The sequence below is a fragment of the Arsenicicoccus cauae genome, assembly GCF_043162025.1.
Taxonomy (GTDB): domain Bacteria; phylum Actinomycetota; class Actinomycetes; order Actinomycetales; family Dermatophilaceae; genus Arsenicicoccus; species Arsenicicoccus cauae.
Window position 1 is genome coordinate 1,510,086 of sequence record NZ_CP171001.1, and the last position, 14,270, is coordinate 1,524,355.

Below are 14,270 nucleotides of genomic sequence, written 5' to 3' on the forward strand. Positions count from 1 at the left end.
ACGAACCATGACGTTGCGCATCGGGTACAAGGCGTCCTCGGAGCAGTTCGCGCCGCGCGAGCTCGCGGACTATGCCGTGCTGGCCGAGGAGCTCGGTCTCGACAGCGCGTTCATCGCGGACCACTTCCAGCCCTGGCGGCACCTCGGCGGGCATGCCCCGTCGAGCATCCCGTGGCTCGCGCACGTCGCGGCCCGCACCGAGCGGATCATGCTCGGCACCTCGGTGATGACCCCGACCTTCCGCTACAACCCGGCGATGGTGGCGCAGTCGTTCGCGACGCTGGCGTGCCTGCACCCCGGCCGGCTGGTGCTCGGCGTCGGCACGGGCGAGGCGCTCAACGAGATCGCCGTCGGCTCGGTCCACGGGGACTGGCCGGAGTTCAAGGAGCGCTTCGCCCGCCTCCGGGAGGCCGTCGAGCTCATGCGCCGCCTGTGGACCGAGGAGCGCGTGACCCACGAGGGTGACTACTACCGGACGACGGACGCGACGGTCTACGACCGGCCGGAGTCTCCCGTGCCCGTCTACGTCGCTGCCGGGGGGCCGATGGTCGCGCGGTATGCCGGCCGTAAGGGCGACGGCTTCATCTGCACCTCCGGCAAGGGGCGCGAGCTGTATGCCGACCAGCTCGTCCCCGCCGTCGTCGAAGGTGCGGGCAAGGCGGGGCGCGACCCCTCGAGCATCGACCGGATGATCGAGATCAAGCTGTCCTACGACCCGGATCCAGCTGCGGCGCTGGAGAACTGCCGGTTCTGGGCGCCGCTGTCCCTCACCGCCGAGCAGAAGCACTCGTTGCACGACCCGGCCGAGATGGAGGCCGCCGCCGACGCGCTGCCCATCGAGCAGGTGGCCCGGCGCTGGATCGTGGCGTCGACGCCGGAGGAGGTCGTGGACCAGGTCAGGTCCTACACCGACCTCGGCTTCGACCACCTGGTCCTGCACGGGCCGGGTCACGACCAGGAGCGCTACCTGCGGTCGCTGGCGGAGCAGGTGCTGCCGGCGTTGCGCGAGCTGGAGCCCGCTCCGCTGCCCGAGCCGCCGTCGCAGGCCCCCGCCGGCGACGCCAGGTGAGCTGGGAGCTCAGCGTGGGTCGTCAGGCTGCCCGCGATCAGCCCTGCGTCGGCGCTGCTGCCCGGGGTGCTCGGCTCGCCTCCGCCGCATCCCGCGAGGACGATCGTGAGGGCCGTCAGGGGCGCCGCCTGGACCGGCTTCATCGCCCCAGGGCAGCCGGGTCCCGGGGCCGGGCGGGCTCAGTCGAGCGCCGCGAGCAGCTCTCGTATGACGCGGCCGGGGTCGCCCGCGCGCATCACGTCGCCCATGAGGGCTACCCCGTGCGCGCCGGCGGCGACGGCCTCGGCGGCGTTGCTCGGCGAGATGCCTGCCAGGGCAAGGACCTTCGTGTCGCCGAGGGCCACGGCGTCGAGCGCGCGCCGTAGTCCTGCGGGTCCGAGCGCGGGGCCGTACCCCGGCTTGGAGGTGGTGTCGGCAAACGGCGAGAGCGTGACGTAGTCGCAGCCCTGCTCCGCCGCGGCGCGCAGCTCGGCCGCGTCGTGCGTCGAGCGCCCCACCAGCGGGGCGTGCGGCGGGACGGGATCGCTGCGGCGCAGGTGCACGCCGTCGGCCACGGCACGCCACGGCGCGGCGACCGGAAGGGGAGCCGCCACGACGAGCCGGCCACCCACGGGCCGCAGCACCCCCGCGAGCGAGGTGGCGAGGGCGAGCCGGCGGTCGTCGGGCAGGTCCCGCTCGCGCAGGCACACCCACCGCGCCCCGGCGTCGACGCACCGCCCGACCTGCTCGACCAAGGAGCGACCGGGCGGCAGCTGCGAGCGGTCCGTGAGGACCAGCAGGGGCAGCGGCGAGGGCATCAGTCGATGCGGCCTTGCGTGGGAGAGGACGCGAGGGCGTGCCGGCGGACGGGGATGCGGCCGGCACCGTGGGCGAGCCGCCCCGCGATGGTCGCGTGCCGGATCGCGGCGGCCATCGCGGCCGGGCGCTCCGAGCGGGTGACCGCCGAGGCGACGAGCACGGCGTCGCAGCCGAGCTCCATGGCGAGGGCGGCGTCCGAGGCGGTGCCGAGGCCGGCGTCCAGGACGACGGGCACGGAGACGGCCTCGCGGATCAGCTCGATGTTGTGGGGGTTGCGGATGCCGAGGCCCGAGCCGATGGGGGACCCGAGCGGCATGACGGCCGCGCAGCCGAGGTCGGCGAGCCGGCGCGCCACCACGGGGTCGTCCGTGGTGTAGGGCAGCACGGTGAAGCCGTCGTCCACCAGCTGCTCGCACGCGTCGAGGAGCTCGACGGCGTCGGGCAGCAGGGTGCGGTCGTCGGCGATGACCTCGACCTTGATCAGGTCGGTGCCGAGGGCCTCCCGGGCCAGCTGGGCGGTGAGCACGGCCTCGCGCGCCGTGTAGCACCCGGCCGTGTTGGGCAGCAGCCGACACCCGAGGCGACGCAGCAGGCCGAGCGTGTCGTCCTGCCCCGAGGTCGAGATGCGGCGCATCGCCACGGTCACGAGGCTGGGCCGGGCGGCGACGATCGCGGCCTCGAGGTCGGCGATGCGCCGCGAGCCACCCGTGCCGAGGAACAGCCGCGAGGACAGCTCGTGACCTCCGAGGACGAGCGGGTCATCCTGCCGTATGTCGCTCGCAACGGCGTGAGGAGTGGTGGTGGTCATGGCGATTCAACCTCCCTGCATGGCGGTGACGATCTCGACCTGGGCGCCGTCGTCGAGCGTGCGGCCCTGCCACCGGCCGCGGGCCACGACGGCGTGGTCGACGGCAACGGCGATGCCGTCGGGCGTCAGCCCGAGCTCCGCGACGAGTCCGGCGACGTCGAGACCCTCTGCGAGAGAACGGGTCTCACCGTTGATGGTGATCTGCATGGCGTGTCCTCACTGTGGTGTCGGTGGGCTGAGTGGGAGCGGGGTGGGGGTGTAGCGGGTGGCTGCGAAGGGGGCCGCCTCGGCGACGTCGGTGGTGCCGTCGAGGACCAGCTCGGTCACCAGGTCGGCGGTGACGGGGGCGAGCAGCATGCCGTGGCGGAAGTGTCCGGTCGCCACGACGAGGCCGGGCGTGCCCACCCGCCCGAGCAGCGGCCCGTTGTCCGGGGTGCCGGGCCGCAGCCGGGCGACGGCGTCGACGAGCGTCAGCTCGCCCACCTCCGGCAGCAGCGTCGTGGCGGCGCGGAGCAGCTCGAGCAGACCGCGCCCGGTGACCTGGGTGTCGCCGAGCTCCTCGGACGTCGCGCCGATCACGAGCTCCCCGGTCGCCCGGGGGATGAGATAGACGTGGTCGCCGTGCACCGTCCCCCGGACCGTGTGCCCGAGCAGGCCGCGCGCCCCCGACATGCGCAGGATCTGGCCCTTGACCGGGCGCAGGGGCAGGTGCACCAGCTCGGCCACGCCGGGCACGCCCCCGCTGTCGACGCCTGACGCGAGCACCACGGTGTCGCACCGGGACTCGAGGGGCGGGCCGTGGTCGCAGGAGGTCACCCCGACGACCCGACCGTCCTCGAGGACCAGCCCACCGCGCCGCGGGACCAGCTCGACCCCCGCGCGGGCGGACGCGGCCAGCAGCCCCTGGACCACGAACCGGTTGTCGACCCACAGGTCGCTCTCGACCAGCAGCGCGGTGCGCGCCCCGGGGGCCAGGGCCGGCGCCACCCAGCGGAGCTCGCGCGACGAGAGTCGTTGGTAGGGCAGGGAGTAGCGCTCCAGCAGGTCGGCTGTCCGCCATACCTCCCGGGCATCGTCCAGGTCCATCCCCACGTGCAGGGCACCCTCGGTGTGCAGGTCGGGCGAGATGTCGGAGCCGGCCTCGAGGCGCGCGGCAAAGTCCGGCCAGCGGGCGTGCGACGCCAGGGCCAGGGCGAGCAGGTCCTCCTCCTCGTAGGTCGCCTCGCTCACCGGCGCCAGCATGCCGCCGGCGGCATGCGACGCGCCCTGGCCGGGGGAGGGGTCCCACAGCTCGACGTCGGCGCCGCGACGAGCCAGGGACCAGGCGCAGGCGAGGCCGACGACACCCCCGCCGAGGACGACGACCCTGGGGCCCGGTGAGGACATCTGCGCTCCGATCTCCCTGACCCGCATGACCGGGCCGGTGCGGCGGTCGAGACCAGACATCAGGTCTCCTCTCAGCCCGGTGCTCCGGGCTCCCGCGAGGACCTCAACATCCTAGGCCGTGGTCGCACCCGCGCGGGAGACGGCACCACCGGGTCGCGCCACCGGGCCGCACCACCGGTCGTGGCCGGTCGGGCGCCCCAAGGAGGTGGAGTCAGCGCGGCGGCATGCGCAGCGCGCCGTCCAGGCGGATCACCTCTCCGTTGAGCATGGGGTTGGCGACGATGTGCTCGGTCAGGGCCGCGAACTCCTCCGGGCGACCGAGGCGCGAGGGGTGCGGGACCATGGCGCCCAGGCTGGCCCGGGTCTCCTCCGGCATGCCGGCCATCATGGGCGTCTCCATGATGCCGGGGGCGATGGTCATCACCCGGATGCCCTTGTCCGCGAGGTCGCGGGCGGCCGACAGGGTGAGGCCGACGATGCCGGCCTTGGAGGAGGCGTAGGCCGCCTGACCGACCTGCCCGTCGTAGGCCGCGATCGACGCGGTGCTGATGATGACGCCGCGGTCCCCGTCGACCGGCTCGTTGGAGGCCATCGCCGCCGCCGCGAGGCGCATGACGTTGAAGGTGCCGACGAGGTTGATGTCGATGACCGCCTTGAACGTCTCGAGGGGGAGTGGGCCCTTGCGGCCCACCACGCGGCCCGGTGTGGCGACGCCGGCGCACGACACGGCGACCCGCAGCTCCCCGAGCCCGGCCGCGGCCTCCACCGCCGCCTGCACCTGGGCCTCGTCGCGGACGTCGGCGACGCAGAAGCGCGCCCGGTCGCCCAGCTGGGCCGCCACCTCGGCGCCGCGCGAGGACTCGAGGTCGACGATGACGACGGCCGCCCCGGCGGCGTGCAGGGCGCGGGTGGTGGCCTCCCCGAGGCCGGAGCCGCCGCCGGTGACGAGGGCGACGGTCTGGTCGGTGATCTTCAAGAGTTGTCCTGTCCTTGTGGGAGATTGGCGAAGGGATGGGCGAGCGTGCCGCGTGCCGCGGCAGCGGGGTGAGGGTCAGCCGCGCAGCAGCGCCCGGGAGATGACCAGGCGCTGGATCTGGTTGGTCCCCTCGAAGATCTGGGTGACCTTGGCCTCGCGCAGGTATCGCTCGACCGGGAAGTCCATGGTGTAGCCGGCGCCGCCGAGCACCTGCACCGCGTCGGTCGTGACCTGCATGGCCGCGTCCGTGGCGGTCAGCTTGGCCACCGACGCCTGCTTGCCGACCTCACGCCCGGCGTCCTTCATCCGGGCAGCCAGCAGATAGGTCGCGCGCGCCTGCTGCACGTGGGCCTCCATGTCGGCGAGCAGGAAGGCCAGGCCCTGGAACTCGCCGATCGTGCGGCCGAACTGCACCCGCTCCCTGGCGTAGCGCACGGCCACGTCCAGGGCTGCCTGGGCCAGGCCCGTGGCGCACGCCGCGATGCCCAGACGCCCCGCGTCGAGGGCGGCCAGCGCGATCGGCATACCCTGTCCCTCCGCGCCGATGCGGCGGCCCTCGTCGACCTCGACCCCCTCGTAGTAGACCTGACGGACCGTGTCGCAGTCCAGGCCCATCTTGCGCTCGGGCTCGGCGAAGCCCAGGCCCGGCGCGTCACCCGGCACGACGAAGCAGGAGATGCCCCTGGAGCCCTCGTCGCTCGTGCGGGCGAAGGTCGTGTAGAAGTCGGCGTGGCCGGCGTGCGAGATCCACGCCTTGGTGCCGCGGAGGGTGTAGGGACCCGAGTCCCCTTGTCGGGTGGCCCTGGTCGTCATCGATGCGACGTCGGACCCCGCCTGCGGCTCGGAGAGGCAGTAGGCCCCGAGCTGCTCACCCGAGAGCATCCCGGTCAGCAGGTCACGCTGCTGCTCCTCGGTGCCATAGGTCGCGACCGGGAAGCAGGTGAGCGAGTGCACCGACACGCCCACGGCCACCGACATCCAGGCGTACGCGATCTCCTCGACGACCTGCAGGTAGACCTCGTAGGGCTGGCCGCCACCGCCCAGCTCCTCGGGGTAGGCGAGGGTGAGCAGTCCCGACCTCCCCAGCAGCCTGAAGACCTCGCGGGGGAACTCGTGGGCGGCCTCCATGGCGTCGACCTGGGGGGCGAGCTTGTCGCGGCAGATCTCGCGGGTGAGGTCGATGAGGTCCTGGGACTCGTCGTTGGGCATCAGGCGCTCGGCTGGCATGCCCCGAGGATAGGACTTGACGTCGCGGAAGGCGCAGGGCCGGGAGAGCCGCCGCGACGAGGCGGCGACGTGACCTACAGCACGATCTCGGCGATCTGCCGCACGGTGCGGGCGCTGCCGTGGACGACCATCGTCGTCACCAGCGACTCCTCCCAGGCGGCCAGCTCGTCCTTGATCTTGGCGACCGGGCCGACGAGGGCGACGCGCGACACCATCTCGGTCGACACGGCGGTCACGGCCTCCTCCTTGCGGCCGGCGAGGTAGAGCTCCTGGATGCGCTCGCACTCCGCCTCGAAGCCCAGCCGCGCCACGGCCTCGTAGTGGAAGTTGGCCCCCTTGGCGCCCATCCCGCCGACGTACAGCGCGATGTGCGGACGCAGCCGGTCGGCCGCCCGCTCGACGTCCTCGTCGACCACCACCTGCACGGGCAGCGCGACCTCGAAGTCGGCGGGGCGCTCACCACGCGCCGCGAAGCCCTCGTCGAGGCACCGGCGGTAGAACGAGTCCTCGTAGGGGGAGTAGAACAGCGGCAGCCAGCCGTCGGCGATCTCGGCGGTGAGCGCGACGTTCTTGGGGCCCTCGGCCGCGATCAGGATCGGGATGGTCTCGCGGACGGGGTGCAGCGTGGACTTGAGGGGCTTGCCGAGACCGGTGCCGCCCTCGATCGGCACCTGGTAGTGGCGGCCGGTGTGCTGCACCACGTCCCGACGCATGGCGGCGCGCAGGATCTCGACATACTCCCTGGTCCGGGCGAGGGGCTGCCGGTAGGGCTGGCCGTACCACCCCTCGACGACCTGCGGGCCGCTGGCGCCGATCCCGAGGGCGAACCGGCCGCCGGAGAGGTGGTCCATGGTCATCGCGGCCATGGCGGTGGCGGCGGGGGTGCGCGCCGACATCTGCATGACGGCGGTGCCCAGGGTGAGGCGCGTGGTGCGGGCGCCGAGCCAGGCGAGGGGGGTGAGGGCGTCGGACCCGTAGGCCTCGGACGTCCAGACGGAGTCGAACCCGCACTCCTCGGCGGCCGTGACCGCCTCCTCGACCCCCTCGGGCTTGCCCGCGCCCCAGTAGCCCAGTCCCAGTCCCAGCTTCATCGCCTGCTCCTCACCGTTGGATTACCGGCCAGTATGCCGGTGGGGTGCCGGCAGGACCAGGACGAGGCCGTATGACGAACCCCACCGCCGTCACGGCGCCCGCCCTCCCCCTCGCCGAGCGGTCAGTTGTGGGCGGGGTGGGGTGTCGGGAGGTGACCAGCCGGCGGGGTGGGGTCAGTGACGGGCGGGGGCGAACGCGCGGTGCGGGTCGACCACCTGGAGCGTGGGGTACTTGGGGGAGCGGCCGTCACCCGACGAGCGGCCCGTGAGGCGGCGCTGGACCCAGGGCCCGACGTAGGTGCGGGCCCACTCGACGTTGCCTCGCAGCGCCTCCGAGCGAGCGGGGGCCGTCATGGGCGGCAGCGGCGTGCGCCAGTCGGCGAGCTCGGGCGGGAAGCCGAGGGACTGGAAGGCCTCGGCGGCCACCCGCTCGTGACCGTCCGGCGTCATGTGGATGCGGTCCTCGGACCACATGCGCCAGTCCGTGAGCGGTGTCAGGGCCCACTGGTTGAGCAGGTAGCACTCGTGGCGCTGCGCGATGGCGACGATGTGCGCGATGTACGTCGCGACCCGGCCGCGGGTGAGGCCCACGAGCGGCGCCTCCTTGGGGTCGGTCGGCGTGGCCATGAGCACGTCTGCCCCGGTCTCGCGGATGCGCGCCACGGCGGCCTCGAGCCGGGACGCCAGCGCGTCGATGTCGGCGCGGGGACGCAGGATGTCGTTGCCCCCGCCCACGATCGACACCAGGTCGGGCTGCAGCGCGAGCGCGTCGTCGACCTGGCGGGTCACGATGTCGTCGAGCAGCCGCCCCCGGATCGCGAGGTTGGCGTAGCGCATCTCGCGGCCGTCCTTGGCGGCCACGACGGCCAGCATCGACGCGAGGCGGTCGGCCCAACCGGCATACGCGTCACCCCCGGGAGAGGCCAGGTCCGGGTCGTTCATCCCCTCGGTGAAGGAGTCGCCGACGGCGACGTAGCGGCTCCAGGACCTCGGGTCACGAGCGATGCTCACGGGAGCCTCCAGTCGATGGGTTCGCCACCCTGCTCCTGCAGGGCGGCGTTGGCGCGGCTGAACGGTCGCGAGCCGAAGAACCCGGCGTGCGCGGACAGCGGTGAGGGGTGGGCGGACTCGATGCATGGTATGCCGGGAAGGTGGGGCGCCAGGTTGCGGGCGTCGCGACCCCACAGGATGGCGACCAGCGGTCCGCCTCGATCGACGAGCGCCGTGATCGCCTGCGCGGTGACGGCCTCCCAGCCCTTGCCGCGGTGGCTCGCGGGCTTGCCGGGCTGCACGGTCAGCACGCGGTTGAGCAGCAGCACGCCGTGCTCGGACCAGGGCGTGAGGTCCCCCGAGCTGGGCTGCGGCACACCGAGATCGGTCGTCAGCTCAGAATAGATGTTGACGAGCGAGCGCGGGATCGGGCGCACGTCCGGCGCCACCGAGAAGGACAGGCCGACGGCGTGCCCCGGCGTGGGATAGGGGTCCTGCCCGACGATCAGGACCCGCACGTCCGGCAGCGGCTGCTCGAACGCCCGCAGCACGTGGGCACCGGCAGGCAGGTAGGGGCGCCCCGCCGCGACCTCCGCCCGCAGGAAGTCCCCCATGGCCCGGACCTGGTCCGCCACCGGCTCCAGGGCAGCGGCCCACGTGGGGTGGACGATCGCGGACAGCGGCTGGGGCGGGCTCACGGCGACCACCCTAGACGCCGGCCCGCCCCCTCAGGCGTCGCTCAGGGTGCGGCCAGGGGTTTCCCCTGGGCCTGACGCGGCGTGAGGCCGCTAGCGTCGGGAGCAGCAGCGCTCGGCCTCCCGGTCGGGCGCCACCGGACCCGCGCAAGCGGGCACTCAGCGGAGGGGGACACCACAGATGGGACTGTTCAGCACGCAGCGGCCACGTCACGCGCGCCGTCAGGCGGAACCGCCAGCCGAGAGGGCGGAGCCGGCGGCCGAGACGGTGGAGACCGTGGGGCCGGCGGCCGAGACGGCGGGACGGCAGGAGGCCGGCGCGTCGGCATACGAGCCGGAGGTGGTCCAGGGCGAGGTCGCGGCCTCGACGCGTGGGCTCGCCAAGGTCTACGGCCACGGAGACGCCCGGGTCGTCGCGCTAGGCGGGGTCGACATCGCCTTCGAGAAGGGGCGGTTCACGGCCGTCATGGGGCCCTCGGGATCCGGCAAGTCCACGCTCATGCACTGCGCGGCCGGGCTCGACGCCCCCACGGCCGGGCAGGTGTTCGTCGGCGACACCGAGATCGGCGCGCTCAAGGACCGCCAGCTCACCGAGCTGCGGCGCGACCGCATCGGGTTCGTCTTCCAGGCCTTCAACCTCATCCCGACCCTGACCGCGGAGGAGAACATCCTGCTGCCGCTGTCGATCGCCGGACGCAAGCCCGACCCCGCGTGGTACGACACCGTCATCGACACCGTCGGCCTGCGAGACCGGCTGCAGCACAAGCCATCCGAGCTGTCCGGAGGCCAGCAGCAGCGCGTCGCGTGCGCCCGCGCCCTGGTCAGCAAGCCGCAGATCATCTTTGCCGACGAGCCGACCGGCAACCTCGACTCCCGCTCCGGGGCCGAGATCCTGGGCTTCTTGCGGCGCAGCGTCGACGAGTTCGGCCAGACCATCGTGATGGTCACCCACGACCCCGTCGCCGCCGCCTACTGCGACCGGGTGGTCTTCCTCGCCGACGGACAGATCGTCAGCGAGCTGCTCAGCCCCGGCCGAGAGGCGGTGCTGGAGACCATGTCCCACCTCGACGAGATGGCCCGCGCCCGCCGCGAGTCCCTGCCGAGCGGGGTCTGAGCCATGCTGCGCGCATCGTGGAAGTCCTTGCTGGGGCGCAAGCTCCGGCTCCTCATGAGCGCCCTGGCGATCGTGCTCGGGGTGTCCTTCGTCGCCGGCTCGCTCGTCTTCACCGACATGCTGCAGCAGACCTTCAACGGCATCATGAACGGCACCGTCGCAGACGTGAACGTCCAGCAGCGGGCCGGCGACCAGGAGGTCATGAGCGGCCAGAGCCGCGGCACGATCACCCAGGAGCAGGTCGAGGCCATCGGCCGGGTCGACGGGGTGCAGTCGGCCATCGGGGTCGTGACCGTGCCCGACGCCTTCCTGATCGGCAAGAACGGCAAGGTGATCGGTGGCCAGGGCGCCCCCGCGATCGGTGGCAACGTCGTCGACGCGCCGGCCTACGGCGGGCAGCCGGGCATGGTCATCAAGTCCGGCCGTATGCCGTCCGGGGCCGGGGAGGTCGCCATCGATCCCACGTCGCTGTCGCGCTCCGGCTACCAGCTCGGCGACACCATCACGATCGCCAGCTCGGGCGCCAAGCCGTCCATGCCGGTCCGGATCGTCGGCACGGTGCTGTGGGGTGCCAAGGAGTCCACCGGTGGGGCGACCTACGCGATGGTCGACGCCAGGACCGCCCAGACCCAGTGGATGGGCGGCAAGGACGCCTGGCAGATGGCCTGGGTGACGGCCAGGCCCGGCCAGGACGTCGACGCGCTGGCCGAGCGGGTGGCCGCGGTGGCGCCGGCGGGCTTCGAGACCGTGACGGGGTCGACCCTCGCCAAGCGCAACGAGGACTCCGCCGCGTCGTCGCTCGGCTTCATCTCGACCTTCCTGCTCGTCTTCGCGTTCATCGCCCTCGTGGTCGGGTCCTTCCTCATCGTCAACACCTTCTCGATCCTGGTCGCGCAGCGCTCGCGCGAGCTCGCGCTGCTGCGGGCCATGGGCGCCAGCCGGCCGCAGGTGCGGCGGTCGGTGCTCTTCGAGGCCTTCGTGGTCGGCCTGGTCGGGTCCACCCTCGGCCTGGTCCTCGGGCTGGGCGTGGCGATGGCGATCGCGGCGATGTTCGCCGCCGTGGGGCTGGACATGGGCTCGGTGCGGCCACGGCTGACGCCGGCGCCGGTCCTCTCGGCGTATGGCGTCGGGCTGCTCGTCACGATGCTCGCCGCCTACGCCCCGGCGCGGAAGGCCTCGAGCGTGCCTCCTGTCGCTGCGATGACCGGCGACGCGATGACCGGCAAGTCCGACCTCGGGCGCCGGATCGTCCTTGGCTCGGTCATGACCGGGGTCGGGGTCGGCGCCCTGCTCGCCGGGCTCTTCTGGGACGGTGCGCCGCAACGCCTCTGGTGGATCGGCGCCGGGGCGCTGCTCACCCTGCTCGGCGTCGCCTTCATCTCCCCGATCCTCGGCAAGCCGGTCCTGTGGGCGCTCGGACGCCTCTACCGGGCGGTCTACGGCCAGGTCGGCGCGCTCGCAGAGCAGAACGCCGTGCGCAACCCCCGCCGCACCGCCGCCACCGCGTCCGCGTTGATGATCGGGCTGACCCTGGTGACGACGATGGCCGTGCTCGGCCAGTCCGCCAAGACGAGCACCCGCGACGGCATCGAGGAGGCGCTGCGCGGGGACTACCTCTACTCCAACCCGACCTTCCAGCCGTTCTCGCCCACGATCGCGGACCAGGCTGCCAAGGTCGAGGGGGTCGCCGGGGTGCACCGTTACCGCATGGTGCGGGCTCAGCTCGCCGGCGCCCCCGAGACCGTGGGGGCCATCGGGGAGAAGGACTTCGACAGGATCCTCGCCGGGACCGTCGTGGCCGGGTCCCTCGCCGACTTCGGCGACGGCACGATGATCGTGGACCGCAAGACCGCGACCGACAAGGGCTGGCGGGTCGGCCAACGCGTGGACTACACCCTCGGCGACACGCCGCTGCCCCTCACCGTCGTCGCGCTGTCCTCGCACCCCGACGGCGCCGGCGGGGGCGTGGTGACCACGCTCGGGACGCTGACCAGGGCGGGCGTGCCACCCGTCGACAGCCAGGTGACCGTCGACCTCGCCCCGGGCACCGACAAGGCCGCGGCGCGCGCCAGGCTGGAGGCGGTCGTCAAGGACTTGCCGATGGTGACCCTGCAGGACCAGCAGGAGTTCGCGGACGCCCAGGCCAAGAGCATCGACCAGCTGCTGCTGATGATCTACGGCCTGCTCCTGCTGGCGATCATCATCGCCGTGCTCGGCATCATCAACACGCTCGCGCTGTCGGTGATCGAGCGGACCCGTGAGATCGGGCTGCTGCGCGCCATCGGTCTGGGGCGCGGCCAGCTGCGCCGGATGATGCGCCTGGAGTCCGTGGCGATCGCCCTGCTCGGCTCCGTGCTCGGGCTCGGCATGGGCCTCGTCTTCGGCTACGCCCTCATCCGGGCGCTCGAGGGCGACGGCCTGCACCTGCACGTGCCGTGGCTGCAGCTCGTCGCCTTCCTCGTGGTGGCGGGCGTCGTGGGTGTGCTCGCCGCGCTGTGGCCCGCCCACCGCGCCGCCCGCATGGACGTGCTGCGGGCGATCCAGACCGAGTGACCGGGGACCATGTGGGTGACCGGGGTGGCGGCACGAATGACACGCGTGTGATTCGGCCGCTACCCTGGTGGTCATGAGCGCCGCCCTGCACCCCACGTCGGCCGAGCGTCCCGTCGCCTCCCTGAGCGACCGGGAGCGCGAGATCCTCGCCTTCGAGCGGCAGTGGTGGAAGTACGACGGCGCCAAGGAGCAGTGCGTCAAGGAGCTGTTCGACATGAGCGCGACGCGCTACTACCAGGTGCTCAACGCGCTGATCGACACGCAGGCGGCATTGGAGCACGACCCCATGCTCGTCAAGCGGTTGCGGCGCCTGCGCGCCCAGCGACAGCGCGCGAGGTCAGCACGCCGGCTCGGCGTCCAGCTCTGACCCCCACGGACCCGTAGGCCCCCGTCCTCCCACAGGACGGGGGCCATCGGCATCCCTGGGCCGTGCCGCGGGCGCGGGGGTAGATTCGCCGCCATGCGCACCGGACCCACCAACACCCTCGTCGACGTCGCCGGGTTCCGGGTCGGTCACGCGACCCGGGACGAGCCGGGCTGGCTGACCGGGACCACCGTCGTGCTCCCGCCGGACGGCGGCTGCGTCGCCGGAGTGGACGTGCGCGGCGCGGCCCCCGGCACCCGTGAGACCGACCTGCTCGACCCCCGCAACCTCGTGGACCGCGTCAACGCCGTGGTGCTCTCCGGCGGTTCCGCCCTGGGTCTGGCCTCGGTCGACGGCGTCGCGCAGGGCCTGCTCGAGGACGGCATCGGGTGGCCCATGGGTGCGCCCGGGCAGGTCGTCCCGATCGTGCCCGCGGCCGTGGTCTTCGACCTGGGGCGGGGCGGCGACTGGCGTCACCACCCCGGGTTCCGGGACGGCCAGGCGGCGTATGCCGACGCGCGCGACTCGGGCGCCCGGCCGGTGCCGCTGGGCGCCGTCGGCGGCGGGACGGGGGCCAAGGTCGGCGGCTTCAAGGGCGGCGTGGGCTCGGCGTCCTGCGTGCTCGACGACGGTGTCACGGTGGCCGCCCTGTGCGTGGTCAACGCCATCGGGTCCGCGGTGGACGAGACCACCGGCGAGCTGTGGGGCGCCCGTCACGAGCTCGACGACGAGCTCGCCGGCCTGATGCCGCCGTCGGCGCAGGAGGTCGCCGCCGCGCGCACCGTCGCCGCCGGCCTGCCCGAGCGGTTCGCGGGGATGCCGGGCATGGCGACGACCATCGGCGTGGTCGCCACGGACGCGCGGCTCAGCAAGGCGCAGTGCCACAAGATGGCGGGCGTGGCCCACGACGGGCTGGCGCGGGCGCTCAAGCCGGTGCACACCTACTTCGACGGGGACACCCTCTTCGCTCTCGCCTCGGGCGGGCACGAGCGCGAGCTCTCCCTGCCGGAGCTGGCCCTCGTCCAGGAGGCGGGAGCGGACTGTGTGACGCGTGCCGTGATGCATGCCGTGCTCGCGGCCGACTCGGTCGACCGCAGGGCAGACGGCGGCGCGGCCTGGCGCTCCTACCGCGCGGCCTTCCCCTCGGCATACGGCTGACCGACCGAGGGACTGACCGGCCCGGCCGCCCGAGTCTGGGA

General features: G+C 73.3%; 14 protein-coding genes. 5 read left to right on the forward strand and 9 right to left on the reverse strand.

What is annotated here, in order from left to right; genetic code table 11:
- Positions 1–7: 7 nt before the first annotated feature.
- On the forward strand, positions 8–1,069 hold the full coding sequence (gene fgd, locus ACF3NS_RS07135; RefSeq protein WP_154592321.1) for a glucose-6-phosphate dehydrogenase (coenzyme-F420): 1,062 nt from the start codon (positions 8–10) through the stop codon (positions 1,067–1,069).
- Between the two features lie 179 nt (positions 1,070–1,248).
- On the opposite strand, the gene ACF3NS_RS07140 is transcribed toward fgd, so the two are convergent.
- The 9 genes from ACF3NS_RS07140 to ACF3NS_RS07180 form a co-directional block, all read right to left on the reverse strand.
- Positions 1,249–1,866, reverse strand: coding sequence for a thiamine phosphate synthase (locus tag ACF3NS_RS07140; protein ID WP_154592320.1), 618 nt, complete (start codon positions 1,864–1,866; stop codon positions 1,249–1,251).
- Complete coding sequence (locus ACF3NS_RS07145; protein WP_154592319.1) at positions 1,866–2,675, reverse strand: thiazole synthase; 810 nt, start codon at positions 2,673–2,675, stop codon at positions 1,866–1,868. Before ACF3NS_RS07145 ends, ACF3NS_RS07140 begins: the two co-directional genes overlap by 1 nt.
- Positions 2,676–2,681: 6 nt before the next feature.
- Positions 2,682–2,882, reverse strand: coding sequence for a sulfur carrier protein ThiS (gene thiS / locus ACF3NS_RS07150; RefSeq protein ID WP_154592318.1), 201 nt, complete (start codon positions 2,880–2,882; stop codon positions 2,682–2,684).
- 9 nt (positions 2,883–2,891) lie between these two features.
- Entirely contained in the window at positions 2,892–4,121 is a 1,230-nt protein-coding gene (thiO, locus tag ACF3NS_RS07155; protein WP_392468854.1) for a glycine oxidase ThiO, read from the reverse strand.
- A gap of 151 nt (positions 4,122–4,272) precedes the next feature.
- Positions 4,273–5,037 (reverse strand): SDR family NAD(P)-dependent oxidoreductase, encoded by a 765-nt coding sequence (locus tag ACF3NS_RS07160; protein WP_392468856.1) that lies wholly within the window; start codon positions 5,035–5,037, stop codon positions 4,273–4,275.
- 75 nt (positions 5,038–5,112) lie between these two features.
- Positions 5,113–6,264 (reverse strand): acyl-CoA dehydrogenase family protein, encoded by a 1,152-nt coding sequence (locus tag ACF3NS_RS07165; RefSeq protein WP_392468858.1) that lies wholly within the window; start codon positions 6,262–6,264, stop codon positions 5,113–5,115.
- A gap of 74 nt (positions 6,265–6,338) precedes the next feature.
- Positions 6,339–7,355: an LLM class F420-dependent oxidoreductase gene (locus ACF3NS_RS07170; protein WP_392468862.1), complete on the reverse strand. Its 1,017-nt coding sequence runs from the start codon at positions 7,353–7,355 to the stop codon at positions 6,339–6,341.
- 174 nt (positions 7,356–7,529) lie between these two features.
- Positions 7,530–8,366: an SGNH/GDSL hydrolase family protein gene (locus ACF3NS_RS07175; protein ID WP_392468863.1), complete on the reverse strand. Its 837-nt coding sequence runs from the start codon at positions 8,364–8,366 to the stop codon at positions 7,530–7,532.
- Entirely contained in the window at positions 8,363–9,043 is a 681-nt protein-coding gene (locus ACF3NS_RS07180) for a uracil-DNA glycosylase (RefSeq protein ID WP_288798861.1), read from the reverse strand. Before ACF3NS_RS07180 ends, ACF3NS_RS07175 begins: the two co-directional genes overlap by 4 nt.
- 274 nt (positions 9,044–9,317) lie before the next feature.
- On the opposite strand from ACF3NS_RS07180, the gene ACF3NS_RS07185 reads away from it, so the two are divergent.
- From ACF3NS_RS07185 to ACF3NS_RS07200, 4 genes are all read left to right on the forward strand, one after another.
- A complete protein-coding gene (locus ACF3NS_RS07185; protein WP_392468866.1) occupies positions 9,318–10,154 on the forward strand; it encodes an ABC transporter ATP-binding protein in 837 nt (278 codons plus the stop codon).
- 3 nt (positions 10,155–10,157) lie between these two features.
- Positions 10,158–12,707, forward strand: coding sequence for an ABC transporter permease (locus tag ACF3NS_RS07190; protein WP_392468868.1), 2,550 nt, complete (start codon positions 10,158–10,160; stop codon positions 12,705–12,707).
- Between the two features lie 73 nt (positions 12,708–12,780).
- Positions 12,781–13,074 (forward strand): DUF3263 domain-containing protein, encoded by a 294-nt coding sequence (locus ACF3NS_RS07195; protein WP_154592311.1) that lies wholly within the window; start codon positions 12,781–12,783, stop codon positions 13,072–13,074.
- A gap of 93 nt (positions 13,075–13,167) precedes the next feature.
- Entirely contained in the window at positions 13,168–14,229 is a 1,062-nt protein-coding gene (locus ACF3NS_RS07200; protein WP_392468871.1) for a P1 family peptidase, read from the forward strand.
- Positions 14,230–14,270 lie beyond the last annotated feature (41 nt).